This is a genomic window from Rhodococcus sp. S3 (assembly GCF_058211795.1).
Genome location: NZ_CM177074.1, coordinates 252806 through 277049 on the forward strand (window position 1 = coordinate 252806; position 24244 = coordinate 277049).

The window sequence follows — 24244 nt, forward strand, 5'->3', positions numbered from 1 at the left end:
GCAACGCCGAGTGCAGGTACGGCGCGTCCCGATTGACATCGGGACCTAGAGTGTCTGCCATGGCTTACGACGTTGCCCGGATCCGGGGGTTGATCCCCTCGCTCGGGGACGGGTGGATCCATCTCGATCCACGGGCCGGTTTGCAGATCCCCGACGTGGTGTCGCGCACCGTGTCCACTGCCTTCCGCAACTCGGCCGCGTCGTCGACCGGACGGCACCTGTCGTCGCGTCGCAGCGCCGCGATCCTCCAGGAGGCGCGCGTCGCGGTCGCGGAACTCGTGGGTGCCGACCCGGACGGCGTCGTCCTGGGTCCGAGCCACGCGGTGCTGCTCGCCTGGCTCGCCGAAGCGCTCAGTTCCCGCCTCGGGCTCGGCACCGGCATGGTGCTCTCGCGGCTCGACGACGAGGCGAACATCGCTCCCTGGTTGCGGGTCGCGAGCCGCTACGGCGCGCAGGTGCGCTGGGCCGAGGTCGAGATCGAGACGTGCGAACTGCCCACCTGGCAGTACGAGGAACTCATCACGCCCACCACCCGGCTCGTCGCGCTCACCGCGGCGTCGTCGATCGTCGGCACCGCGCCCGACGTGCGGGTCGTCGCGGATCTCGTCCACGAGGTCGGTGGGCTCATGGTCGTCGACGCCGCCGGCGCCGCCCCCTACGCCCACGTCGACATCGACGATCTCGGCGCCGACGTCATCACCGTCGACATCGCCGCATGGGGCGGACCGCAGATCGGTGCGCTCGTCTTCGCCGACCCCTCGCATCTCGAACGAGTCCCGGCGATGTCGCTGAACCCGCACGCACGCGGCGCCGAACGTCTCGAGGTGGGCGGTCACCAGTTCGGTCTGCTCGCCGGTATCCCCGCGTCCATCGACTTCATCGCCTCACTGGACGACGACGCCACCGGTACGCGCCGCGAGCGTCTCGACATCTCGATCAGCTCGATGCAGAACTACCAGGACGTGCTGTTCGACCGCCTCATGCGGCAGCTCGACAGCCTCACCGGCGTGATCGTGCTCGGCCGCGCATCGAGCCGCGTCCCCACCCTCAGCTTCACCGTCGACGGCGTCCCGGCCGAGAAGGTCGCCGCGCATCTCGCCGACCGCCGCATCGCGACGGTGGCGAGCACCCGCGGATCGAGCCGGCTCCTCGACTCCCTCGGCGTCAGCGACGAAGGGGGAGCGGTGAGCATCGGCCTCGCCCCCTACACCACGAGCTTCGAGGTCGATCAGCTCGTCCGCGAGCTCCGCAACCTCTAGTTGCGTTCGATCCGCAGCACGACCTTCCCGACGGTCTCGGGGCTGTCGAGCAGTTCGTGTGCCCGGGCGGCCTCGGTGATCGGCAGCTCGGCGTGCACGACGGGATGGACCTTCGCCTCCTCGATGAGCGGCCACAGATTGGCGCGCACGGAGTCGATGATCTCGCTCTTGCCCGACGGACCCGAGTCCGGACGGCCGCGCAGGCCGGTCGCGGCGACGTGACCGCGCTTGGCGAGCAGCTTGCCGAGGTGCAGTTCGCCCTTGGTGCCGCCCTGCATGCCGATGACGACGAGCCATCCGTCGGGAGCGAGGACGTCGATGTTCCGGGACAGATACTTCGCGCCCATGTTGTCGAGCACGACATCGGCGCCACCGAAGGCGTTGCGCACCTCGGAGACGAAGTCCTGTTCGCGGTAGTCGATCGCCAGGTCGGCGCCGAGTTCGCGGCAGCGGTCGAGCTTGCCGGCCGAAGCCGTCACCGCCACCTTTGCGCCGAGCGCCTTGCCCACCTGGATGGCGTGCGTGCCGATGCCACCGCCGCCACCGTGCACGAGCAGGACGTCGCCGCGCTTCAGGCCGGCCGTCATCACGACGTTCGACCACACCGTGCACGCGATCTCGGGAAGCGACGCGGCGACCGCGAGGTCGATGCCCTTCGGGACGGGCAGGAGCTGGGAGGCGGGGACCGCGACCTTCTCGGCGTAACCGCCGCCGGTGAGCAGGGCGCAGACCTTGTCGCCGATGTTCCAGCCCGTCACACCCTCACCGAGTTCGGAGATCACTCCGGAGCATTCGAGGCCCAGGATGTCGCTCGCCCCCGGGGGCGGCGGGTAGAGGCCGCGTCGTTGCAGCAGGTCGGCGCGGTTGACCGCGGTCGCCGCGACATCGAGAAGTACGTGCCCGGGAGGCAGGTCCGGGTCGGGCTGCTCGGTCCACCGGAGAACTTCTGGACCACCGGGTTCGGTGGCGACGATTGCATGCATGTGTTCGACGCTATCGCGTGCGACGCGGTGAGGGGATGATCACTCCGCTCGCGGCGCGCTCACCTGCTCGAAACTACCGTGCAGTAACCGGATCGGGCCGTCGGCATTACACTCCCGGCGTGACCAGCGAACGAGACGAACCCAAGTGGTTGACCGCAAAGGAGCAGGAGGCCTGGCGTCTCTACATGGACGGCAACAACCGTCTCATGAGCGCCCTCGGTCGGTCCCTCAACGATCGACACGACCTGTCGCTGGCGGAATATCGGATCCTGGTCATGCTCTCCGAAGGCCCCGACGGCGCCTTGCGCATGAGCGACCTCGCCGACGGCGTGCTGTCCTCGCGCAGTCGTCTCACCCATCAGATCCGGCGGATGGAGCAGGAGAAGATGGTCGTGCGCAGTTCGTGCCCCGACGACGGTCGCGGTGTGCTCGCCACCATCACCGAGGAGGGCCGGCGGCGTCTGGCGGAGGCCGCCCCCACCCACGTCGACGACGTGCGCAACTACCTCATCGACCTGCTGTCGGCCGACGAACTCGACATGCTGGCGCGGGTCTTCGCGCGCGTCGAGCACACTCTGGCCGACCGCTGAGGTCGCGAATCGGTTAGGCCCTGCTTGCGTCGAGCGGTTAGGATCTGCCACGGAAGCGTGGCAGAGCGGCCGAATGCACTCGCCTTGAAAGCGAGCTTGGGTAACACCAACGGGGGTTCAAATCCCTCCGCTTCCGCCACGGAAGAGGTTCCGGCACCCGTCAGGGAGTCGGAACCTCTTCTCGTTTCTACCGCCGGGTGGCGACCATCTTCTCCTCGAGGATCCAGGTGCGCCCCTCGTCGACGGAGTATTCGCCGAGCCAGACGAAGTGATCGGCGCCCACCTCCGTGAACCGCCACCGGAGGAACGGGTCGCCGTCGGTGCTGATCAGGTGCATCTCGTCGCCGGACGGCCGTCCGACGAACGTGCGGACGCGCCCGTGGATCGGCTCGATCCAGGTGGAACGCCAGGCGCCGATCCCGTCGTCGAAGAACCGGATCGTGGTGCCGTGGAACGAATAACGCTCGTCCTCGGTCGACTGCTGATCACCGGCCGGGACGATCCACACGTCCTGGATCGCTCGCCCGCCGAGCACGGTGCCGAAGTGCACTTCTCCCCACAGTGACGCGGGTGCCTCCTCGTCCCCGGGGCGGCTCCACTGCAGATCCCAGCTTCCGTCGAACCGTGAGAAGGCCTCGAGCTTCGGGTGGGCGACGCCGGTCAGAAGAGTGGCATCGAGAGCATTCATGCGGCCAGTGTGCCCGCGCCGCGCGGGCATGTCCCCGGATCCCGGGAGTCGACCGCGATGCGTCAGCTCGGTCCGGCGGCCACCGCTCGGTCCACGGCCGCCGCAGCGCCGTCGTGCCAGGGTTCGCCGTGGCCGACGAGGACATGTTTCGCGCCGGTGCCGGCGATGGCCGCCAGCGAGGCGAGGGCGGTGGCGCTGTCGGCGGTCGCCGCACCCGAGACGATCTGCGGACCGTGCCTGCCCGTGTACGGATCGAGGGTGACGATGGCGTCGCCGACGATCACGGTGTCGCGATCGGGGAGATGCAGCGCGCAGTGCCCGTAGGTGTGGCCGGGGGTGTGCAGGGGAACGGGGCGGCCCGGCAGGTCGAGCGGTTCGGAGTCGTGGAAGAGCGTCACGTCGTCGACTCCGCGCACCCACAACGCGCCGGCCACGGTCATCCGGGCGAGCACGGGGATGCAGGCGGGATACCGGACGGGATAGAGCAACCGGTTGCGTTCGTGCTGGTAGCGGTAGGGATGGGCGGCGAGGAACTTCTCGTCGCGATGCGCCCACACCGGCACCCGCCACCGCTCACGCAGCCGCTTCGCCGACCCGACGTGATCGAAGTGGGCGTGCGTGAGGACGACTCCCTGCACGTCGTCGATCCGGCGACCGATGTGCGAGATCGCCTCCTCGATGCGACCGGCCGTCGCGGGCAGTCCCGTGTCGACGATGGTCACTCCGGCGTCGTCCTCGATCAGGTAGACGTTGACGTCGGCGTGCGCGAGGCGATGCACGCCCGGCGCGACATCCGTGTGGAGCATGGCGGCCCTTCGCTCGGGGGAACGTTCGGGTTCAGCTGTGTCCGTCGATCTCGTCGGCGATGAAGGCGGCCCACGACCGCACCTCGTCCTCACCCGCCGACGGACCGAACGACCGGTAGTCGAGCGCGGCGAGTTCGGACATCAGATCCGGTGTATCCTCGGCACTTTCGTCGCCCACCGCGAACAACCACACGAGCTGCTGACTCAGCCCGGAGGCCCGCGACGACAACAGTTCGGCGGTATCGGGCGAGTACTCACCGGCGTCGACCTCGCCTCCGAAGACGACGCCCTCGAACTCCTCCGACCGCTCGAGGTCGGAGATGTCACCGACGGTGACGTCGATGTCCCGCTCTCCCAGAGCGTCGGCAACGAGCCGGGCGATCTTCTGGGTCGGACCTTCGGGACTGTCCGTGACGACGAGAACGGTCATTGTGTCTCCAGCATGTTCGGCGACTCGGGTTCACTGGTGCGTTCCCGGTCCCCGAGGGGCGGAAACATGTGCCCGGCCGTTGCGGGAGGTCGATCCGGTCTACGGGGTGCTGTCGGGGAAGACCTCGAACGTCTTCGTACCGACGGCGGTGGAAAGTCCTTCGGGTCCGACGACTTCGGTCGTGACCGTGTAGACACCGGGGGTCCCCAGCACGAGTTCGTTGGCGCGCATCCGCCCCGAGCAGGCGGCGCTCCGGTCGTTGTGGACGTACCCGCCCGGGCCGGTCACCGTCGAGACCACCTGGCAGGTCTCCTTCCAGAGTTCACCGTCCGCGGTCTGCGCCCGCCACCGGAAGATCACGCTCGCCTTCCCCCACGAGGTCGCCTCGTACATGTCGGGTCCGATGAGGTGACCGAGTCCGGAACGCTCGGTCAGGACGGTCACCGACGTGACGACGGGAACGGCCGGCGCTGCGGACGTGGTGGTCGGTGCGGTGGTGGTCGGTGCGGTGGTGGTCGGTGCGGTGGTGGTCGACGGAGCCGCGACCGGCGAGGTGGTCGAGGACGCGGTCGTACTCGGCGTGGTCGTCGCGGGCACCGATGTGGTCCGCGGGGTGGTGGCCGGAACCGTCTCGGTGACCGTCACGTACGAGGTGACCGTCGACGGAGGTGTGTCGGCCGCAGGGCTCGCACCACCGCAGGCGGTCAGTGCGGTGACGCCCGCGGCGCAGCCGAGCGCGAGCAAACCTGTCCGGAGCAGTCCACGACGCATGACGACCATGCTCGATCACACGGCCGCCCTGCACAGTCGTCCGATCGATCGACGTCTCAGCCGGAGACGGCGAGCGCCCGCACCCCCGGCGCCCCGGAGCGGCGGACGAAGTCGGAGTCGGCGAGGCGTTCGTCCGTTCCGAGATCCAGCGACAGGTCGACGGTGGTGGCGAGCCGGTACGGCTTGCTCTCGATCACGTCCCCGATCGCGCGGCGCAGCCGCGACACCTCGGCGCGGACCGACACGGCGTGGTCGTCGTCCCCGTAGAGGGCCCGGCTGAGCGCTGCGACCGTCATGCCGTCCGGGCCGCGCTCGTGCAGCAACAGCAGGATCTCGGCCTGGCGTGCGGTGACGATGCTGCGCCACGAGTCGTCGTCCCCGAACACCTCCACCGTCGGCGACGACGACACGTGCAGCACCATCCGCATGCGCGAGGACGAGGCCGCACCGCGGATCAACCAACCGTGCGAAAGGCGTTCGGGCACACACAGTCCCATGCCGGGAACGGTCAGCGGGCGGGCGTGCCGCGGCACCGCGACCCGCTCGGCGGCGATACCGGAGGCGTGCGCGACCCAGCCGTCCTCGTCGACGAGCAGCACCGGTCCCCGCGTCGACGACAGCAACGGAGCGGCCTCGGTGCGCAGCCGTTCGAGCCGCACCTCGTGCCGCCGCCACAGTTGCGCTTCGGCGAGCCGGACGGCGGTGTCGACGAGAGCGATTATGGCCGGGTGCAGGGTCAGCGCGGGGCCGCTGACGTCGACGATGCCCAGCAGGTCGCCGCGGATCGGATCGTGGATCGGCGCGGCGGTGCAGTACCAGGGGTGCTGGGTCGTCTCGAAGTGCTCACCCGAGAACAACTGGACGGGCGCGGCCTCCGCGAGCGCCGTGCCGATGGCGTTGGTGCCGACCGTCGACTCGGTCCACACCGTGCCCTCCTGGAAACCGAGGGCGTCGGCGCGGGAACGGATCGGTGCCGAGCCGCTGCGCCAGAGGATCACGCCGTCGGCGTCGGTCACCACCAGCAGCAGATGCGAGGCGTCGGCGACGGGCGTGATGACCTGCTCGAGATCGCCGATCACCGCGGAGAGGGCGGATGCGCGTCGACGTCGCTCGACTTCCGCAGCGGGCAGCCGGCTGCGCTCGTTGGTGCCGGTGGGATCGAGGCCTGCGTCGAGCACGCGCTGCCACGAGCGGGACACGAGGGGGCGGGGTCGCATGGGTGACCGGGCGCCGCCGATCACCGCGTCGTGCATCCGCGTCAACTCCCGCGCGTAGCGCGACAGGTCGGTGCCGGGCGCGATCGCGCTGAACGTGGTCACGGTCTCCTCTTCGTCGTCGTCCTCGGAGCATAGGTGGCAAATGTGTGCTGCGCCACAAATCGGATGCCGTGCAACGTGACGCAACGCTTGTGGGGGAGCGGCTACGAGAAGTGTCCTGGATCACATCACCACGGGAAAGGACTCACCATGACCGACACCCTCGACAAGCCCACGACCTCCGGCACCGCGACGCCCGACGAACGCGTCGACGCCTGGTTGCAGGCTTTCGAAACCGCCCTCGCGCAGCGCGACGTCGACGCCGCTGCGGGCCTGTTCGGCACCGATTCCTTCTGGCGCGACCTGGTCGCCTTCACCTGGAACCTCAAGACCGTCGAGGGACGCGAGGGCGTCTCGGACATGCTGCACGCGCGACTCGCCGACACCGATCCGAGCGGCTTCCGCACCACCGAACCTGCGAGCGACGACGACGGCGTGCTCAGCGCCTGGATCGCGTTCGAGACCGCGGTCGGTCGCGGCGTCGGCCATCTGCGCCTGAAGCGCGACGAGGAGAGCGGCGAGGACCGTGCCTTCACGTTGCTGACCACGATGCAGGAGCTGAAGGGCCACGAGGAGAACAAGGGCACGCGTCGCCCCCGCGGCACGAAGCACGGTGCGGACAAGCACCGCGTCACGTGGTCGGAGCAGCGCGAGATCGAGGAACGCGAACTCGGCTACACCCGTCAGCCCTACGTCGTGATCATCGGTGGTGGTCAGGGCGGCATCGCGCTCGGCGCGCGCATGCGTCAGCTCGGTGTGCCCGCGATCGTGCTCGACAAGTACGACCGTCCCGGCGACCAGTGGCGCGGCCGCTACAAGTCGCTGTGCCTGCACGACCCCGTCTGGTACGACCACCTGCCGTACATGCCGTTCCCCGACAACTGGCCGGTCTTCGCGCCCAAGGACAAGATCGCGGACTGGCTCGAGATGTACACGAAGGTGATGGAGGTTCCGTACTGGTCGAAGTCGGAGTGCACCTCGGCGAGCTACGACGAGGCGACGGGCGAATGGACCGTCAACGTCGTGCGCGACGGCGAACCGGTGGTCCTCCGCCCCAAGCAACTCGTCATCGCGACCGGCATGTCGGGTAAGCCGAACATCCCCGACTTCCCCGGGATGGACCTGTTCCGCGGCGAACAGCACCACTCCAGTGCCCACCCGGGCCCGGACGCCTACGCCGGCAAGAAGGCCGTCGTGATCGGTGCCAACAACAGTGCGCACGACATCTGCGGTGCCCTGTGGGAGGTCGGCGCCGACGTCACCATGGTGCAGCGCTCGTCGACGCACATCGTCCGGTCCGATTCGCTGATGGAGCTCGGTCTCGGCGACCTGTACTCCGAGCGGGCCCTCGCCGCCGGCGTCACGACCCAGAAGGCCGACCTGACCTTCGCGTCGCTGCCGTACCGGATCATGCACGAGTTCCAGATCCCGATCTACGAGAAGATCCGCGAGCGCGACGCCGAGTTCTACGACCGGCTCGAGAAGGCGGGCTTCCAGCACGACTGGGGCGACGACGGCTCGGGTCTGTTCATGAAGTACCTGCGTCGTGCATCCGGCTACTACATCGACGTCGGCGCCTCCGAACTCGTCGCGAACGGCGACATCAAGCTCGCCCACGGCAACGTCCGCGAACTCACCGAGACGTCGGTGATCCTCGAGGACGGCACCGAACTCGAAGCCGATCTCGTCGTCTACGCGACCGGCTACGGCTCGATGAACGGCTGGGTCGCCGACCTGATCTCGCAGGAGGTCGCGGACAAGGTGGGCAAGTGCTGGGGTCTGGGCTCCGACACCACCAAGGACCCCGGTCCCTGGGAGGGTGAGCAGCGCAACATGTGGAAGCCCACGCAGCAGGACGGCCTGTGGTTCCACGGCGGCAACCTGCACCAGTCGCGGCATTACTCGCTCTACCTGGCGCTGCAGCTCAAGGCGCGCTACGAGGGCATCCCGACCCCGGTCTACGGACTGCAGGAGGTGCACCACCTCCGCTGATCGACTCGGCTCCCACGCGTCGCTCCCGCCACCAGGTGGGGCGACGCGGCCGTGGATCCTCCGATACGTCACGAATCGACGGGCGAGTATTAGGGTCGCGTGCAGGTCCGCTTGACCGGGTACAGGTAGTGACTGTGAGATCACTGCAGGTCGTCGGGGGACGGGGAGTTCGATGGTGAAGAGACTTGCGGCGGCTGTGGCAGTGGCCCTGATGGCGCCGGTCTGCGGCACGGCGATCGCCCATGCCCGGCCGGTCCATGCCCAACCGCCCCACATGCGACCGGTGTCGGCCAGGATCGACCACGTCGAGCGCGTCGGCGACAGGCAGACGAAGCTGTTCGTCCACTCCGCCTCGATGAACCGGGTCGTGCCGGTGCAGGTGCTGCACCCGGCCTCGGCGGGGCCGCGCCCCACTCTCTATCTGCTCGACGGCGTCAGCGCCGGCGAGGAGTCCGAGTTCCGCGAGAGCACGTGGACGCAACGCACCGACATCGAGGAGTTCTTCGCCGACAAGAACACCAATGTCGTCCTTCCCGTGGGTGGCACCGCGAGCTACTACACCGACTGGAACAACCCCGACCCCGTCCTCGGCATCAACAAGTGGGAGACCTTCCTGACGGAGGAACTGCCCCCGCTGATCGACGCCGAGTTCGACGGCAACGGCACCAACGCCGTCGCGGGCCTGTCGATGGGTGCCACCGGCGCGATGTCCCTGATCACCCGCAATCCCGACCTCTACCAGGGGGTCGCGGCGCTCAGCGGCTGCTACGACACCTCCAGCGACCGCTCCCGCGACACCGTCCGCGGGACCGTCGCGTACAAGGGTGGCAACCCCGACAACATGTGGGGGCCGCCCGAGGACGCGCGGTGGGAGGAACACGACTCCTACCTGCTCGCCGAGAAACTGCGCGGCAAGGAGGTCTTCCTCAGCACCGGCAACGGCCTGCTCGGCCCGCACGATCTCGGTGCCGGCCAGGACGTGCTCACCGTCGGTGCGCCACTCGAGATCGGCACCTTCGTGTGCACCGTCACCTACGACCGTCGCCTCCGCGAACTCGGCATCCCCGCGCAGGTCGTCTACCGCCCGTGGGGCACGCACTCGTGGGGTTACTGGCAGGACGACATCAAGGCCGCCTGGCCGACCCTCGCCGACGCACTCGGACTCCGCTGACCGCGCATCGACGGCACCGTCTCAGTGCAGGCGGATGCGGTCGACGGCCGGCGGCTCCACGCGTGAGCGGGTCGCGAGATAGCTGTTGAGGGCATCGAGATCCTTGCCCGCGCCGACCAGCCCGTGCGCTTCCGTGCACACGGTGAAACCGTCGCCGCCGCCGGCCAGGAAGTTGTTCATCACGACCTTGTACACGCGTTCGGGGTCGACGGCCTCGCCGTCGATCGTGATCGAACGGATCCGTTCGCCGCGCGGCGCCAGGCGGTCGAGTGTGTAGTTCAGATTGTGCGACGGCGCCAGGATGCGTTCGATCTCCGAGCCGACCGGGCCGTCCTGGAACTGCTGCTCGAGCAGCACGTCGAGCTGGGCTCCGGTGAGGTCGAGTAACTGCAGCATGTTCCCGAAGGGCTGCACGGCGTAGGTCTCGCGATACGAGACGGTGCCGTCGCCGGCGAGGAGGTCGCCGCGCAGTCCGCCGGGATTCATCAGGGCGATCTGAGCCCCGAGATGCCGCGTCGCTGCGAGTTGCGCGTCGGCCACCAGATTGCCCAACGCCGACTCTCCGCTCGGGCTCTCGCTGCGCGTGACATCGGCACCGATGCGGGCGATGGACCGGTTCGCGACCTCCGCCGACTTCTCGACCGCCCGGTCGACGAACTCGAGGGTGGTCGGATCCGGATCGATGTCGTGCGTGACGACCTGCGTGAAGACGACGGTCCGGTCGCGCAGCACTTCCCGGCTCTGCCGGTCGATGACCAGATCGGCGACGGAGAGGATGCGCCCGTGCGAGGCGCCCTGCACGACGGTGCGCGGCCTGCCCGCCGGGTCGGTGTAGGTGCAGTTGAAGTGCCGGTCGCCGTCGGAGGTGATGATGAGGTCCACATCGGGGGAGACGGACGTCGCGATCGCCGCGGCCCCGCCGTCCCCGCTCGGGCACGGATCGTCGCCGTCGATGGCTCCGATGTCGCCCTTGTAGAGCACCACGATCGAACGGACGCCGAGCGCGCCGAGGATGTCGGCGGTGCGGTTGACGGCGGCGATCTCGTCCTCGAACCGCAATCCGGCAATCGCGTCGGGCCGGATGATGTCGGGGGTGTTGCTCGGCACGACGCCGATGACCCCGACGGGCAGTCCGTCGACGTAGTCGATGCTGTAGGGGAGAGCGGCCGGTGTGCCGTCCGTTGTGGTGAGGTTGGCGCCGAGGATCGGGAAGTTCGCGCCCTCGAACGGCTCGGTGTAGAGGCACCCTTCCTTCGGGTGGCACCCGCCGTCCCGGAGCCGCTCGAATTCGGCGTAGCCGCGGTCGAGTTCGTGGTTGCCGAGGGTCGCGGCGGTGAGGTCGAGTTCGTCGAGCAGGGCGATGGTCGGCTCGTCGTGGAACAGGCCCGACTCGAGCGGCGACGACCCCCACGTGTCGCCCACCGCGTAGAGCACGGAGTTGTCGGCCTGTTCCCGGAGCTGCCGGACGTAGGCGGCGAGATAGGCCGCACCGCCCGCCGGGACCGAGACGCCGTCCGACCGGACGACCTCGCCGTGCAGTCCCTGCGGGGGCAGCAGATTTCCGTGCAGGTCGCCGAATGCGATCACCCGGAGCGGGACGGTGTTCGAGGGGACCGTGCTGGTCGGTGCAGCGCCGGCGGGTGCCGCACCACCGAAGGCGACCAGTGAGCCGACGACTGCGCAGGCCGACAGGGCGCGCCGCACCTTGCCTGCCCCCATGCAGTTCCTCCGACCCCGGCCCGATCCGACCGCCCGAGTCTGTCAGGGCCGGATCACGCCACCGAGACCCAGCCATAACGGTTGGGTCTCGTCACAGGATCAGCCGATGCCGGCGAGTGCCCGTCCCTGCCCGGTCGCGAAGTCGAGGAACAGATCGTTCTCGTGCGGGTCGCCGATCGTCACCCGCGTGCCCTCACCGGTGAAGTTGCGCAGGACCACGCCTGCCTCCGCTGCGGCCTCGGAGAACGCGGCGGAGCGTTCACCCAGCGGCAGCCAGAGGAAGTTCGCGGCGCTCGCGGGCACCTCGTAGCCGGCCTCGACGAGTGCCGCGTGGACCCGTTCCCGCTCGGCGACGACACCCTCGGTGCGCGCGAGCAACTCGTTCGCGGCGGCGAGCGAGGCCACGGCAGCCGTCTGGGCGAGCGAGTTGACGGAGAACGGGGTGTGGACCTTGCTCAGCGCCGTCACGACGGACGGGTCGGCGACGGCGTACCCGACGCGGATCCCGGCGAGACCGTAGGCCTTGGAGAAGGTGCGGAGCACGACGACGTTGCTGCGGCCCTCCGCGAGCTCGAGACCGTCGGGCAGATCCTCACCGGGCTCGGGGCGGACGTACTCGAAGTACGCCTCGTCCAGGGCGACGACGATGTGCTCGGGGACGGCGTCGAGGAACTGTGCGAGCTCCTCCTTGCCCAGCAGCGACCCGGTGGGGTTGTTGGGATTGCACACGAAGATCAGCCGCGTGCGCTCGGTGATCGCGGCGAGCATGGCCTTCAGGTCGTGACCGTGATCCGCGGTGTTCGGGACGCGCACGGCGGTCGCGCCGGCGACGGCCGCGATGATCGGGTACGCCTCGAACGACCGCCACGCGAAGATCACCTCGTCGCCCGCGTCGCACGTGATCTGCACGAGCTCCTGGCACAGGCTCACCGATCCGCAGCCCACGGCGATCCGCTCGGTCGGGACGCCGAGTCGCTCCGACAGTGCCGCGAGGAGTTCGGTCGCGCCGTTGTCGGGGTAGCGGTTGAGGCCGGCGGCAGCGTCGGCGATCGCTTCCCGGACGCTGGGGAGCGGGCCGATGGTCGTCTCGTTGCTGGCGAGCTTCACCGCACCGGGGAACGAGCGGCCCGGAACGTAGGCGGGGATCGATTCGAGGTCGGGGCGGGTCCGTGGAGTCACGAGCCGATTATGCGCGTCGTCGTGGGACCGCCTGTCGGCAGGATGGGGGAGACCGTCCATATACACGCCTCTGAACAGGCGTTTTGCGTTTCCCCTCGGGGCATGTGTAATGTTTCGATCCGGCGGTTCGAGAGCATCGAATCCCCGAGGAGGCGTGCCAGAGCGGCCGAATGGGACTCACTGCTAATGAGTTGTCCCCCTTACCGGGGACCGGAGGTTCAAATCCTCTCGCCTCCGCCAGTTGGTGTAGCGTCACCAACGACAATTGAATACACATGCGCCCGTAGCTCAACGGATAGAGCATCTGACTACGGATCAGAAGGTTAGGGGTTCGAATCCCTTCGGGCGCACACACGAAAACCCTCACCGGCACTTCTGGTGAGGGTTTTCTCGTTCTCGACCTTCTTGCTGCAGAGCCGCTCAGGTGAGCTGTGTGATGATCCTCTCGGCGAAGTCCTCGATCGGCGCGCGGTACTGCTCGGCGGTGCCGAGGAGGTGATCGTGGTCGCCCGAGTGGGTGGCCTCCCAGTTCGCCCACGGCGACACCATGACGCCGGTGATGCCGATCTTCTCCGCCCGCCGGTACAGCTCCACGGACGGCTCGTCGCGCAGGCCGACGATGAAGTCGAAGGGCTCGTTCTCGCGTCCGTACTCGCGGCGGTAGCCGTTGATGCGATCGATCCACTGCTCGGCGACGTCGATCGTGTAGGCGGTGCCGACCCAGCCGTCGCAGTAGCGCGCGGCACGTCGGAGCGCCGGTCCGGATTCGCCACCGCACAGAATCGGTACCGGGCTCGGCGGGTGGGGTTCGATGGTCATCTCGGGGATGTCGTAGTACTCGCCCCGGAACGAGACCCATCCACCCTTCCATAGTTCGCGGAGCGCCCGGATCATCTCGTTCAGCCGGGGTCCGCGATTGTCGAAGTCCTGGCCGAGCAGTTCGAACTCCTCGCGCATCCACCCCGCGGACAGCCCGATGGAGACGCGACCACCGGCGATCGTGGCGGCGGTGCCCACCTGCTTGGCGACCTCGAGGATCGGCCGGGACGGCGCGATGTAGACGTTGTTGCCGAAGTGCAGGTTCTTCGTCACGGCGGCCATCGCTCCGATGAGCACCCAGGCGTCGGGCCACTCGGTCTCCGGTGACCAGAACGGCTTGCCGCTCTCGTGCCCGGGATAGACGGTCTTCATCTCCTTCGGGTAGATCAGGTGGTCCGAGACGAGCAGGCCGTGGAATCCGGCGTCGTCGAGCATGCGGGCGACGGCCGGCATCTCCGCAGTCTTCATGAATGCGGTCCCGCTCCAGAACTTCACTCGAATGCCCTCCGAACTTCGATGTCCGCCGATATCGACGTAGAAGAGTGACGCTTACGTTCTCAAGAACAAGGTTCTATCAGAGTGTGTGGTCGCAGTCACCAGCCGAAACGCCCTTGTCTTCGATTCCTGCGCAACGAGTGAACGTTCCGTCTCCGTTTCGGATGGACCTTCGGCTCGGGAGCGGCCGCTCGATCGTCCGCGTCCTCGACCCGGGATCGTGCCGGTGCCGCGGGTGAAATCCGTCTATTGACGAGCCCGCTGGAGCAGAAGTAGATTTCGTATCACTCTCGAAAAGTTAACGACGATTCGCACGACGGCCCGGCAACGGCGGTCGCACTCTGCGGGGAGAAGACATGGAACTAGCGTGGTCAGAGGCCGACGCCGCCTTCAGAGACGAGGTGCGATCGTTTCTCGAGGAGAAGCTGACGCCCGAACTGCGGCGGGCCGGCCGACTCGCGACGAGCGTGTACTCCGACCATGAGGCGAGCATGGAGTGGCAGCGCATCCTCCATGAGCGTGGTTGGGCGGCGCCGGCCTGGCCGGTCGAGTACGGCGGCTGCGACTGGACGCAGACGCAGCACTACATCTTCAGTCGCGAGTCGATCCTCGCGGGCGCCCCGAACCTGTCGCCGATGGGCATCCGCATGGTCGCGCACGCGATCGTCGCCTACGGCACCGACGAACAGAAGAGCTACTTCCTGCCCCGGATCCTCACCGGCGAGGTCTTCTTCTGTCAGGGCTACTCCGAGCCCGAGGCCGGTTCCGACCTCGCCTCGCTCAGCATGGCGGCGGTCGACGACGGCGACGACCTGATCGTCACCGGCAGCAAGATCTGGACCACGCACGCCACCGAGGCGAACTGGATGTTCGCCCTCGTGCGCACCTCGAAGACCGGTCGCAAGCAGCAGGGCATCACCTTCCTGCTCATCGACATGACCTCGCCCGGCATCGAGATCCGGCCCCTGGTCATGACGTCCGGTGAGGAAGTGCAGAACCAGGTCTTCTTCGACGGTGTGCGTGTCCCGAAGAAGAACGTGCTGGGGAAGATCGACGACGGCTGGACCGTCGCGAAGTACCTGCTCGTCTTCGAACGAGGGGGAGCGGCGGCAGCGCCGGCCCTGCAGGTCATGGCCGAGCGGATCGCCGAGGCGGCCGCCGAACAGCCCGGCCCGTCGGGCGGCAGGCTCATCGACGATCCGGCGTTCTCCGCCAAGCTCGCCGAGGCGCGTATCCGCACCGAAGTACTCGAGATCCTCGAATACCGCACTCTCGCAGCGTTGTCCGCGGGCAAGAACCCCGGTCCTGCATCGTCGATGCTCAAGATCCTGGGCACCGAACTCAGCCAGACGATCACCCAGCTGACCCTCGAAGCGGCCGGTCCGCGCGGCCGGGTCTACCAGCCGCACATCACCGCGCCCGGTGGTCCGGTGGCCGATTACGTTCCGCCCGTCGACGGCTACGTCAGCGGTGAGGATTGGCAGGCCGCCGCGCCGCTGCGTTACTTCAACGACCGTGCCGGGTCGATCTACGCCGGCAGCAACGAGATCCAGCGAAACATTCTCGCCAAAGCAGCATTGGGGCTCTGATGGACTTCGGTTTGAGCAAGGAGCAGGAGCTCCTTCGTGATTCGGTCACCAAGTTCCTCGCCGGTCGCTACGACCTGGCGCAAAGCCGGAAGGTCGCGACCACCGGCGAAGGTTGGCAACCGGAGGTGTGGCGGGCATTCGCCGAGGAACTCGGAATCCTCGGGGCCACGCTTCCGGAAGAGGTAGGGGGGATGGGCGGCGGACCGGTCGAGTTGATGGTGGTGTCCGAGGCACTCGGGCACGCACTCGTCATCGAGCCGTACGTCGACACGGTCGTCCTCGGGGGCGGGCTGCTCGATCGCGCAGGGGTCGATCGAGCCAGGTCCGTCCTCGAGGCGATCGCTGCCGGTGAGGCCGTCACGGCGTTGGCCGCGATCGAACCCACCTCCGGATACGTCTTCCACGACGTGTCCACCACCGCGCGTCGCGAGGGCGACGAGTGGGTCGTCGACGGGGAGAAGACCGTCGTCACCAGCGCTCCGCTCGCGACGCACCTGCTCGTCACCGCCCGCACGTCGGGCGAGCGCACCGACACCGACGGCATCTCGCTGTTCCTCGTCGACTTCGACCCCGCGAACCCGCCGGCCGGTGTGGAGATCCACTCCTACCGCACGATCGACGATCGACGTGCCTCCGACATCGTCTTCTCGGGTCTGCGACTGCCCGCCGACTCGCTGCTCGGCGAGGAGGGTGGCGCATGGCCGTCCGTCTCGCGCGGCATCGACGAGGCGACCGCCGCCGTGTCCTCCGAAGCGGTAGGTCTCATGCGCAAGGTGCTCGCCGACACCGTCGAGTACGCCAAGCAGCGTCAGCAGTTCGGTCAGCCCATCGGCAGCTTTCAGGCGCTCCAGCACCGCATGGTCGACATGTACATGGAGGTCGAGCAGGCGGTGTCTGCCGCCTACCTGGCCGTTCTCCATCTCGACAGCGACGATGCCACGCGGGCACGCGCGGTCTCGGCCGCGAAGGCGACGATCAGCCGTGCGGCACGCTTCGTCGGCCAGAACGCCGTCCAGCTCCACGGCGGCATGGGCATGACGGAGGAGCTCGCCGTCGGGCACTACTTCAAGCGACTGACCGCGATCGAATACGAGTTCGGCACCGCCGAACAGCACGTCGCGCGGTACGCACAGCTCACGAAGGGCTGATCGGATCGGTTCACGGGGCCGGTGCGGGGGATCACCCCTGCGCCGGCCCTGCATCCGTTTCCGGCGGAGCCGACAGAGCATCCTCCACGCGCGTCGCGGCGACGACGGGGTCCTCGTGCTCCCACACCCGCACCACCGTCCAGCCCGCAGCCTGCAGGCGCGCATCGGTGTCCCGGTCGCGCTGCACGTTGGCGGCGAGCTTGGCCGCCCACCACTCGGCGTTGTTCTTCGGGGAGGTCGCGTGCTGCGGGCAGCTGTGCCAGAAGCAGCCGTCCACGTAGACCGCGACCCGACGACGGGGAAAGACGACGTCGGCCCGGCGCCGCATACCCGGAAGGGGAGCGCGGTCGACGAAGAACCGCCGCCCCCGGCGATGCAGTTCCTTGCGCAACGCCACTTCGGGAACGGTGTCGCGTCGGCGTTGCCGGCTCATCCGCGCACTCGTACGCGGATCCGTCCCGGGCCGATCCGACGACGCCATCACGGTGTCTTTCAGGCCGCCACTCGCGGGAAGCCACCCATGCGTTCGAGGTGGTTCTCGACGTCCTCGAGGAATCCGGGCAGGAAACGCAGGTTGCCGGAGCGCGCGCGTCGGAGAAATCCTGCCGTCGCCCGCGCCGACAGCAGACGGGCGTCGAGGAGGAAACCGCCGAGGTCCTCGTAGGGAGCCTGGACGGGCCACTGCGACTCGTGCACGCGGAACGCCTGCCCGCGGGCACCCCACGCGGCGGTCGGCCAGGTGTCGCCCGGAAGCAGCGGGGTCTCGTGATCGGAGCTGTACGCAATGGGGTTGTTCAGGCGGTGGCCCACCCACGACGCCATCCGCACGCTGACGGCATTGCCGACCAGACGCCACCGATGCCCGGCACGGACGCCGGGCGCCTCGACGGCAGGGGCGGTCCAGTCGGCATCGAATCCCTGGAGTCTCTCCGCGTCGGTCAGGCCGGGGGTGACGATCTCGCCGGACGGCAGTCGCACCGCCGGCGGGCTGGCGATACCGAGAGTCGAACCGCCCTTGAGTGTGGGCACGGCGTTGACGGCCCATCCGAGACCGCGCACACCCTCGGTCCAGTAGAAGCCGCACGGGAACAGATCGGGATTGCCCTCCATGGGCATGCCGGCGTCCTCGCCGAACAACACCGTGCGGGGATCGTCCGTACGAGAAGCAACCATCAGGACGCGGTGCCGACGCTGGGGGAGACCGAACGCGCGGGCATCGACGACGCGATAGGCCCACATGTAGCCGAGCTCCTCGAGCGCATCGGTGATGTGGCGCATCGCCGCACCGCGACCGAGCTGGAGCATGAAGGGAACGTTCTCGACGACGAGCCAGCGCGGCCCGTTCTTACGCTTCACGAGACGGAACACTTCGTCGACGAGCCCGGACTTCGATCCCGTGATGCCGGCCGTGCGTCCGGCCTGGGAAAGGTCCTGGCACGGGAAGCCTGCGGCGACCAGTTCCGTATCGCGGGGGAGAGAGCGGAGACGCGTGACATCCGGATGGAGCGGAACGTCGGGGAAGCGCGTACGTAGTACTGCCTGAGCACCCGGCTCGATCTCGCAGAGGAGTTCGGTGTTCCACCCGTGTCGCCCGAGTCCGAGCTCCAGTCCGCCGATACCGGCGAACAACCCCACCATGTTCCCCGTCGACGTCACGGCACCCTTCCTCGCTCAGCTCAACGGTGAACGTTACTCGAGAAGTAGGAGGATCCGTGAGCGGACGCGACGAGCACCACGATGGAGGGGTGGTCCTACCCCTCCCGTGAGGGCCTTCGGGCGACCGAAATAGCAGCTGACCTGGCGATTTGGTTTTCTGGGAGATGTTCGCGTAACTTATTCCAGGTCAGAGCGACACGGACACCGACCCGGGCCGAGAGGAACGGGACAACGAGGTTGGACGAAGGCGCCTGCAGATTTCACTGGTTCGAAACCTTCTGGTAAGGTTTCGAGCCGCCCCTGGTTCCGAAAACCACACGGACTTGCGTTCGTGAGGATGAGGAAGTAGACTGGAACAGTTGCCTCAGAGCGGGTCGGACGTCAGTCCGAAGCGTGATGATGTGCGCGTGTTCTTTGAGAACTCAACAGTGTGCCGATGAATGTCAGTGCCAAATAATATTTGGTGCGACCACTTCACTTTTTGTGGGTGGTTGTTGCTGGACATCGCATTCTTCCGTCTGCGGTGATCCAGTGTTTAGCTAGTTTGAGTTTTTATGCTAGTGATTTGACTCGATGTCTTTGACTGATTGCCTCGCTTCGGTGGGGAATCTTGAGTCTTCAACGGAGAGTTTGATCCTGGCTCAGGACGAACGCTGGCGGCGTGCTTAACACATGCAAGTCGAACGATGAAGCCCAGCTTGCTGGGTGGATTAGTGGCGAACGGGTGAGTAACACGTGGGTGATCTGCCCTGCACTCTGGGATAAGCCTGGGAAACTGGGTCTAATACCGGATATGACCTCGGGATGCATGTCCTGGGGTGGAAAGTTTTTCGGTGCAGGATGAGCCCGCGGCCTATCAGCTTGTTGGTGGGGTAATGGCCTACCAAGGCGACGACGGGTAGCCGGCCTGAGAGGGCGACCGGCCACACTGGGACTGAGACACGGCCCAGACTCCTACGGGAGGCAGCAGTGGGGAATATTGCACAATGGGCGCAAGCCTGATGCAGCGACGCCGCGTGAGGGATGACGGCCTTCGGGTTGTAAACCTCTTTCAGCAGGGACGAAGCGCAAGTGACGGTACCTGCAGAAGAAGCACCGGCCAACTACGTGCCAGCAGCCGCGGTAATACGTAGGGTGCGAGCGTTGTCCGGAATTACTGGGCGTAAAGAGCTCGTAGGCGGTTTGTCGCGTCGTCTGTGAAATCCCGCAGCTCAACTGCGGGCTTGCAGGCGATACGGGCAGACTCGAGTACTGCAGGGGAGACTGGAATTCCTGGTGTAGCGGTGAAATGCGCAGATATCAGGAGGAACACCGGTGGCGAAGGCGGGTCTCTGGGCAGTAACTGACGCTGAGGAGCGAAAGCGTGGGTAGCGAACAGGATTAGATACCCTGGTAGTCCACGCCGTAAACGGTGGGCGCTAGGTGTGGGTTTCCTTCCACGGGATCCGTGCCGTAGCCAACGCATTAAGCGCCCCGCCTGGGGAGTACGGCCGCAAGGCTAAAACTCAAAGGAATTGACGGGGGCCCGCACAAGCGGCGGAGCATGTGGATTAATTCGATGCAACGCGAAGAACCTTACCTGGGTTTGACATGTACCGGACGACTGCAGAGATGTGGTTTCCCTTGTGGCCGGTAGACAGGTGGTGCATGGCTGTCGTCAGCTCGTGTCGTGAGATGTTGGGTTAAGTCCCGCAACGAGCGCAACCCTTGTCCTGTGTTGCCAGCACGTGATGGTGGGGACTCGCAGGAGACTGCCGGGGTCAACTCGGAGGAAGGTGGGGACGACGTCAAGTCATCATGCCCCTTATGTCCAGGGCTTCACACATGCTACAATGGTCGGTACAGAGGGCTGCGATACCGTGAGGTGGAGCGAATCCCTTAAAGCCGGTCTCAGTTCGGATCGGGGTCTGCAACTCGACCCCGTGAAGTCGGAGTCGCTAGTAATCGCAGATCAGCAACGCTGCGGTGAATACGTTCCCGGGCCTTGTACACACCGCCCGTCACGTCATGAAAGTCGGTAACACCCGAAGCCGGTGGCCTAACCCCTCGTGGGAGGGAGCCGTCGAAGGTGGGATCGGCGATTGGGACGAAGTCGTAACAAGGTAGCCGTACCGGAAGGTGCGGCTGGATCACCTCCTTTCTAAGGAGCAACTTCCGATACAGACACAACACAGGTTGTGCTCTGATCGGCAGAGCCATTACGGATTCACAGGTAATCCGGTGGTGCTCATGGGTGGAACGCTGACAAGCATTTTCTTCACTACTGCGGGCCCGAGTGCCGGCAGGAGGAAAGTTATATCGGTGCACTGTTGGGTCCTGAGAGAACACGCGAGTGTTTGATCAGCGACGATGTCGAAGAAAGTTCCGTGGTGTCCATGGGGTGAGTATTCGGTGTTGTGTGTTGTTTGAGAACTGCACAGTGGACGCGAGCATCTTTGTTGTAAGTGTTTATGAGCGTACGGTGGATGCCTTGGCACCAGGAGCCGATGAAGGACGTGGGAGGCTGCGATATGCCTCGGGGAGCTGTCAACCGAGCTGTGATCCGAGGATTTCCGAATGGGGAAACCCAGCACGAGTGATGTCGTGTTACCCGCATCTGAATATATAGGGTGTGTGGAGGGAACGTGGGGAAGTGAAACATCTCAGTACCCACAGGAAGAGAAAACAACAGTGATTCCGTGAGTAGTGGCGAGCGAAAGCGGATGAGGCTAAACCATGGGTGTGTGATAGCTGGCAGGCGTTGCATCCGTGGGGTTGTGGGGCTTTTCTTCCCGTCACTGTCATGACGGGCGAGAGTAAGAAACCGGTTGGTTAGTCGAAGTGGTCTGGAACGGCCTGTCGTAGAGGGTGAGAATCCCGTAGACGAAAACTTGCCGGCTCTCGTGAGAAGTACCCGAGTAGCACCGGGCCCGTGAAATCCGGTGTGAATCTGTCGGGACCACCCGATAAGCCTGAATACTCCCTGGTGACCGATAGCGGACTAGTACCGTGAGGGAAAGGTGAAAAGTACCCCGGGAGGGGAGTGAAATAGTACCTGAAACCGTGCGCTTACAATCCGTCAGAGCCGATGCACGATTCAGTTCGTGGTGGGTGATGGCGTGCCTTTTGAAGAATGAGCCTGCGAGTTAGTGGCATGTCGCGAGGTTAACCCGTGTGGGGTAGTCGTAGCGAAAGCGAGTCCGAATAGGGCGCATCTAGTGGCATGTTCTAGACCCGAAGCGGAGTGATCTACCCATGGCCAGGGTGAAGCGATGGTAAGACGTCGTGGAGGCCCGAACCCACTTAGGTTGAAAACTGAGGGGATGAGTTGTGGGTAGGGGTGAAAGGCCAATCAAACTCCGTGATAGCTGGTTCTCCCCGAAATGCATTTAGGTGCAGCGTCGCGTGTTTCTCACCGGAGGTAGAGCTACTGGATGGTCTAGGGGGCCCACAAGCTTACCGAAATCAGCCAAACTCCGAATGCCGGTGAGTGAGAGCGCGGCAGTGAGACTGCGGGGGATAAGCTTCGTAGTCGAGAGGGAAACAGCCCAGATCGCCGGCTAAGGCCCCTAAGCGTGTACTAAGTGGAAAAGGATGTGGGATCGCTGAGACAACCAGGAGGTTGGCTTAGAAGCAGCCACCCTTGAAAGAGTGCGTAATAGCTCACTGGTCAAGTGGTTCTGCGCCGACAATGTAGCGGGGCTCAAGTACACCGCCGAAGCCGCGGCATTCACACAAGCCCGCTTTCTTCCCACGGGGAGGGAGCCAGGTGTGTGGATGGGTAGGGGAGCGTCGTGCAGCCGTGGAAGCGCCGGAGTGATCCAGGTGTGGAGGCTGCGCGAGTGAGAATGCAGGCATGAGTAGCGAAAGACGAGTGAGAAACTCGTCCGCCGGATGACCAAGGGTTCCTGGGCCAGGTTAATCCGCCCAGGGTGAGTCGGGACCTAAGGCGAGGCCGACAGGCGTAGTCGATGGACAACGGGTTGATATTCCCGTACCCGTGTATCCGCGCCCAATGGCGAATCAGTTGTGCTAACCGTCCAAAAGGTCGGTCGTCTCCTTCGGGAGTCGACTGGCTGGCTGCACGGGACCCCGATTGTAGTAGTCAAGCGATGGGGTGACGCAGGAAGGTAGCTGGGCCAGGTGATGGAATACCTGGTGTAAGCCGGTAGGGCGAATGGTAGGCAAATCCGCCATTCATACAGCCTGAGAGGTGATGCGTACCCGTTGAGGGGAATTCAGTGATCCTATGCTGCCGAGAAAAGCCTCTAGTGAGTTGGTACACGGCCCGTACCCCAAACCGACACAGGTGGTCAGGTAGAGAATACCGAGGCGATCGAGAGAACTGTGGTTAAGGAACTCGGCAAAATGCCCCCGTAACTTCGGGAGAAGGGGGACCACGCCCGGTGACGGCCCTTGCGGTCCGAGCTGGGGGTGGTCGCAGAGACCAGAGAGAAGCGACTGTTTACTAAAAACACAGGTCCGTGCGAAGTCGTAAGACGATGTATACGGACTGACGCCTGCCCGGTGCTGGAAGGTTAAGAGGACCGGTTAGCCATTTCGGTGGCGAAGCTGAGAATTTAAGCCCCAGTAAACGGCGGTGGTAACTATAACCATCCTAAGGTAGCGAAATTCCTTGTCGGGTAAGTTCCGACCTGCACGAATGGCGTAACGACTTCTCTGCTGTCTCGACCACAGACTCGGCGAAATTGCATTACGAGTAAAGATGCTCGTTACGCGCGGCAGGACGAAAAGACCCCGGGACCTTCACTATAGCTTGGTATTGGTGTTCGGTTCGGTTTGTGTAGGATAGGTGGGAGACTGTGAAGCGGCCACGCCAGTGGTTGTGGAGTCGTTGTTGAAATACCACTCTGATCGTATTGGACCTCTAACCTCGGACCATGATCTGGTTCAGGGACAGTGCCTGGTGGGTAGTTTAACTGGGGCGGTTGCCTCCCAAAATGTAACGGAGGCGCCCAAAGGTTCCCTCAGCCTGGTTGGCAATCAGGTGTCGAGTGCAAGTGCACAAGGGAGCTTGACTGTGAGACTGACAGGTCGAGCAGGGACGAAAGTCGGGACTAGTGATCCGGCACCGGCATGTGGAAGCGGTGTCGCTCAACGGATAAAAGGTACCCCGGGGATAACAGGCTGATCTTCCCCAAGAGTCCATATCGACGGGATGGTTTGGCACCTCGATGTCGGCTCGTCGCATCCTGGGGCTGGAGTAGGTCCCAAGGGTTGGGCTGTTCGCCCATTAAAGCGGCACGCGAGCTGGGTTTAGAACGTCGTGAGACAGTTCGGTCTCTATCCGCCGCGCGCGTTAGAAACTTGAGGAAGGCTGTCCCTAGTACGAGAGGACCGGGACGGACGAACCTCTGGTGTGCCAGTTGTCCCGCCAGGGGCATGGCTGGTTGGCTACGTTCGGAAGGGATAACCGCTGAAAGCATCTAAGCGGGAAGCCTGTTCCAAGATGAGGTTTCTCACCCCCTCGAGGGGGTAAGGCCCCCGGCAGACCACCGGGTTGATAGGCCGGAACTGGAAGCCCAGCAATGGGTGGAGGTGACCGGTACTAATAGGCCGAGGACTTACCACGAAGATGTTACGCGTCCACTGTGCGGTATCTGAAACAACACACACATCAGATATCGGGAATC

At 65.7% G+C, this 24244-nt stretch carries 17 protein-coding genes, 3 tRNA genes and 2 rRNA genes; 11 read left to right on the forward strand and 11 right to left on the reverse strand.

The genetic code is table 11. From position 1 onward, the window contains the following. Positions 1 to 59 precede the first annotated feature (59 nt). Positions 60 to 1259, forward strand: coding sequence for a cysteine desulfurase-like protein (locus tag AC0LPE_RS01170; RefSeq protein WP_490605465.1), 1200 nt, complete (start codon positions 60 to 62; stop codon positions 1257 to 1259). Here AC0LPE_RS01170 and AC0LPE_RS01175 read toward each other — a convergent pair. Beyond that, positions 1256 to 2242 (reverse strand): NAD(P)H-quinone oxidoreductase, encoded by a 987-nt coding sequence (locus AC0LPE_RS01175; RefSeq protein ID WP_160877292.1) that lies wholly within the window; start codon positions 2240 to 2242, stop codon positions 1256 to 1258. The genes AC0LPE_RS01170 and AC0LPE_RS01175 overlap by 4 nt on opposite strands. Before the next feature lie 119 nt (positions 2243 to 2361). Between AC0LPE_RS01175 and AC0LPE_RS01180 the strand changes: the two genes are divergently transcribed. Together AC0LPE_RS01180 and AC0LPE_RS01185 are read left to right on the forward strand one after the other, a co-directional pair. Beyond that, the gene (locus AC0LPE_RS01180; protein WP_490605466.1) at positions 2362 to 2832 is read left to right on the forward strand and encodes a MarR family winged helix-turn-helix transcriptional regulator; all 471 of its coding nucleotides are present in this window, start codon (positions 2362 to 2364) and stop codon (positions 2830 to 2832) included. A 51-nt stretch (positions 2833 to 2883) separates the two neighbouring features. Further along, positions 2884 to 2971 (forward strand) — tRNA-Ser (locus tag AC0LPE_RS01185). Between the two features lie 48 nt (positions 2972 to 3019). Here AC0LPE_RS01185 and AC0LPE_RS01190 read toward each other — a convergent pair. The 5 genes from AC0LPE_RS01190 to AC0LPE_RS01210 all read right to left on the reverse strand — a co-directional run bounded on the left by AC0LPE_RS01190 (position 3020) and on the right by AC0LPE_RS01210 (position 6846). After that, entirely contained in the window at positions 3020 to 3520 is a 501-nt protein-coding gene (locus AC0LPE_RS01190) for a hypothetical protein (protein ID WP_261379860.1), read from the reverse strand. Positions 3521 to 3582: 62 nt separating this feature from the next. Next, on the reverse strand, positions 3583 to 4326 hold the full coding sequence (locus AC0LPE_RS01195; RefSeq protein ID WP_088899634.1) for an MBL fold metallo-hydrolase: 744 nt from the start codon (positions 4324 to 4326) through the stop codon (positions 3583 to 3585). A gap of 31 nt (positions 4327 to 4357) precedes the next feature. After that, positions 4358 to 4756 carry a flavodoxin domain-containing protein gene (locus tag AC0LPE_RS01200; protein WP_490605467.1) on the reverse strand — a complete coding sequence of 133 codons (399 nt, stop codon included), beginning with the start codon at positions 4754 to 4756 and terminating at the stop codon, positions 4358 to 4360. A 99-nt stretch (positions 4757 to 4855) separates the two neighbouring features. Then, complete coding sequence (locus AC0LPE_RS01205; RefSeq protein ID WP_490605468.1) at positions 4856 to 5527, reverse strand: hypothetical protein; 672 nt, start codon at positions 5525 to 5527, stop codon at positions 4856 to 4858. A 56-nt stretch (positions 5528 to 5583) separates the two neighbouring features. Further along, on the reverse strand, positions 5584 to 6846 hold the full coding sequence (locus tag AC0LPE_RS01210) for a helix-turn-helix domain-containing protein (protein ID WP_490605469.1): 1263 nt from the start codon (positions 6844 to 6846) through the stop codon (positions 5584 to 5586). A 147-nt stretch (positions 6847 to 6993) separates the two neighbouring features. Here AC0LPE_RS01210 and AC0LPE_RS01215 point away from each other — a divergent pair, with 147 nt between their 5' ends. Beyond that, the gene (locus AC0LPE_RS01215) at positions 6994 to 8835 is read left to right on the forward strand and encodes an NAD(P)/FAD-dependent oxidoreductase (protein ID WP_088899636.1); all 1842 of its coding nucleotides are present in this window, start codon (positions 6994 to 6996) and stop codon (positions 8833 to 8835) included. A 172-nt stretch (positions 8836 to 9007) separates the two neighbouring features. Beyond that, positions 9008 to 10006, forward strand: a complete 999-nt coding sequence (locus AC0LPE_RS01220) for an alpha/beta hydrolase (RefSeq protein ID WP_490605470.1) — start codon at positions 9008 to 9010, stop codon at positions 10004 to 10006. A 21-nt stretch (positions 10007 to 10027) separates the two neighbouring features. Here AC0LPE_RS01220 and AC0LPE_RS01225 read toward each other — a convergent pair whose 3' ends face one another. Both AC0LPE_RS01225 and hisC read right to left on the reverse strand, forming a co-directional pair. Continuing rightward, on the reverse strand, positions 10028 to 11725 hold the full coding sequence (locus AC0LPE_RS01225; protein WP_490605471.1) for a bifunctional metallophosphatase/5'-nucleotidase: 1698 nt from the start codon (positions 11723 to 11725) through the stop codon (positions 10028 to 10030). Positions 11726 to 11824: 99 nt separating this feature from the next. Further along, the gene (gene hisC / locus AC0LPE_RS01230; RefSeq protein WP_016692676.1) at positions 11825 to 12904 is read right to left on the reverse strand and encodes a histidinol-phosphate transaminase; all 1080 of its coding nucleotides are present in this window, start codon (positions 12902 to 12904) and stop codon (positions 11825 to 11827) included. Positions 12905 to 13052: 148 nt separating this feature from the next. Between hisC and AC0LPE_RS01235 the strand changes: the two genes are divergently transcribed. Both AC0LPE_RS01235 and AC0LPE_RS01240 read left to right on the forward strand, forming a co-directional pair. Next, positions 13053 to 13144: transfer RNA gene (locus tag AC0LPE_RS01235), tRNA-Ser, on the forward strand. Positions 13145 to 13181: 37 nt separating this feature from the next. Next, positions 13182 to 13254, forward strand: a tRNA-Arg gene (locus AC0LPE_RS01240). Between the two features lie 70 nt (positions 13255 to 13324). Here AC0LPE_RS01240 and AC0LPE_RS01245 read toward each other — a convergent pair. Further along, complete coding sequence (locus AC0LPE_RS01245; RefSeq protein WP_016692677.1) at positions 13325 to 14218, reverse strand: TIGR03619 family F420-dependent LLM class oxidoreductase; 894 nt, start codon at positions 14216 to 14218, stop codon at positions 13325 to 13327. Between the two features lie 356 nt (positions 14219 to 14574). Here AC0LPE_RS01245 and AC0LPE_RS01250 point away from each other — a divergent pair, with 356 nt between their 5' ends. Further along, positions 14575 to 15807: an acyl-CoA dehydrogenase family protein gene (locus tag AC0LPE_RS01250; RefSeq protein ID WP_490605472.1), complete on the forward strand. Its 1233-nt coding sequence runs from the start codon at positions 14575 to 14577 to the stop codon at positions 15805 to 15807. Beyond that, a complete protein-coding gene (locus tag AC0LPE_RS01255) occupies positions 15807 to 16955 on the forward strand; it encodes an acyl-CoA dehydrogenase family protein (protein ID WP_229566810.1) in 1149 nt (382 codons plus the stop codon). The genes AC0LPE_RS01250 and AC0LPE_RS01255 overlap by 1 nt, the downstream gene beginning before the upstream one ends. Before the next feature lie 31 nt (positions 16956 to 16986). Here the strand turns inward: AC0LPE_RS01255 and AC0LPE_RS01260 are convergent, their stop codons facing one another. Further along, on the reverse strand, positions 16987 to 17436 hold the full coding sequence (locus tag AC0LPE_RS01260) for a very short patch repair endonuclease (protein ID WP_490605473.1): 450 nt from the start codon (positions 17434 to 17436) through the stop codon (positions 16987 to 16989). An 11-nt stretch (positions 17437 to 17447) separates the two neighbouring features. Further along, positions 17448 to 18593: a DNA cytosine methyltransferase gene (locus AC0LPE_RS01265; RefSeq protein WP_033097811.1), complete on the reverse strand. Its 1146-nt coding sequence runs from the start codon at positions 18591 to 18593 to the stop codon at positions 17448 to 17450. A gap of 636 nt (positions 18594 to 19229) precedes the next feature. On the opposite strand from AC0LPE_RS01265, the gene AC0LPE_RS01270 reads away from it, so the two are divergent. After that, positions 19230 to 20751: ribosomal RNA gene (locus AC0LPE_RS01270) — 16S ribosomal RNA — on the forward strand. Between the two features lie 298 nt (positions 20752 to 21049). After that, a 23S ribosomal RNA gene (locus AC0LPE_RS01275) occupies positions 21050 to 24183 on the forward strand. Together the 16S and 23S rRNA genes form the textbook arrangement of a ribosomal RNA operon. Positions 24184 to 24244 lie beyond the last annotated feature (61 nt).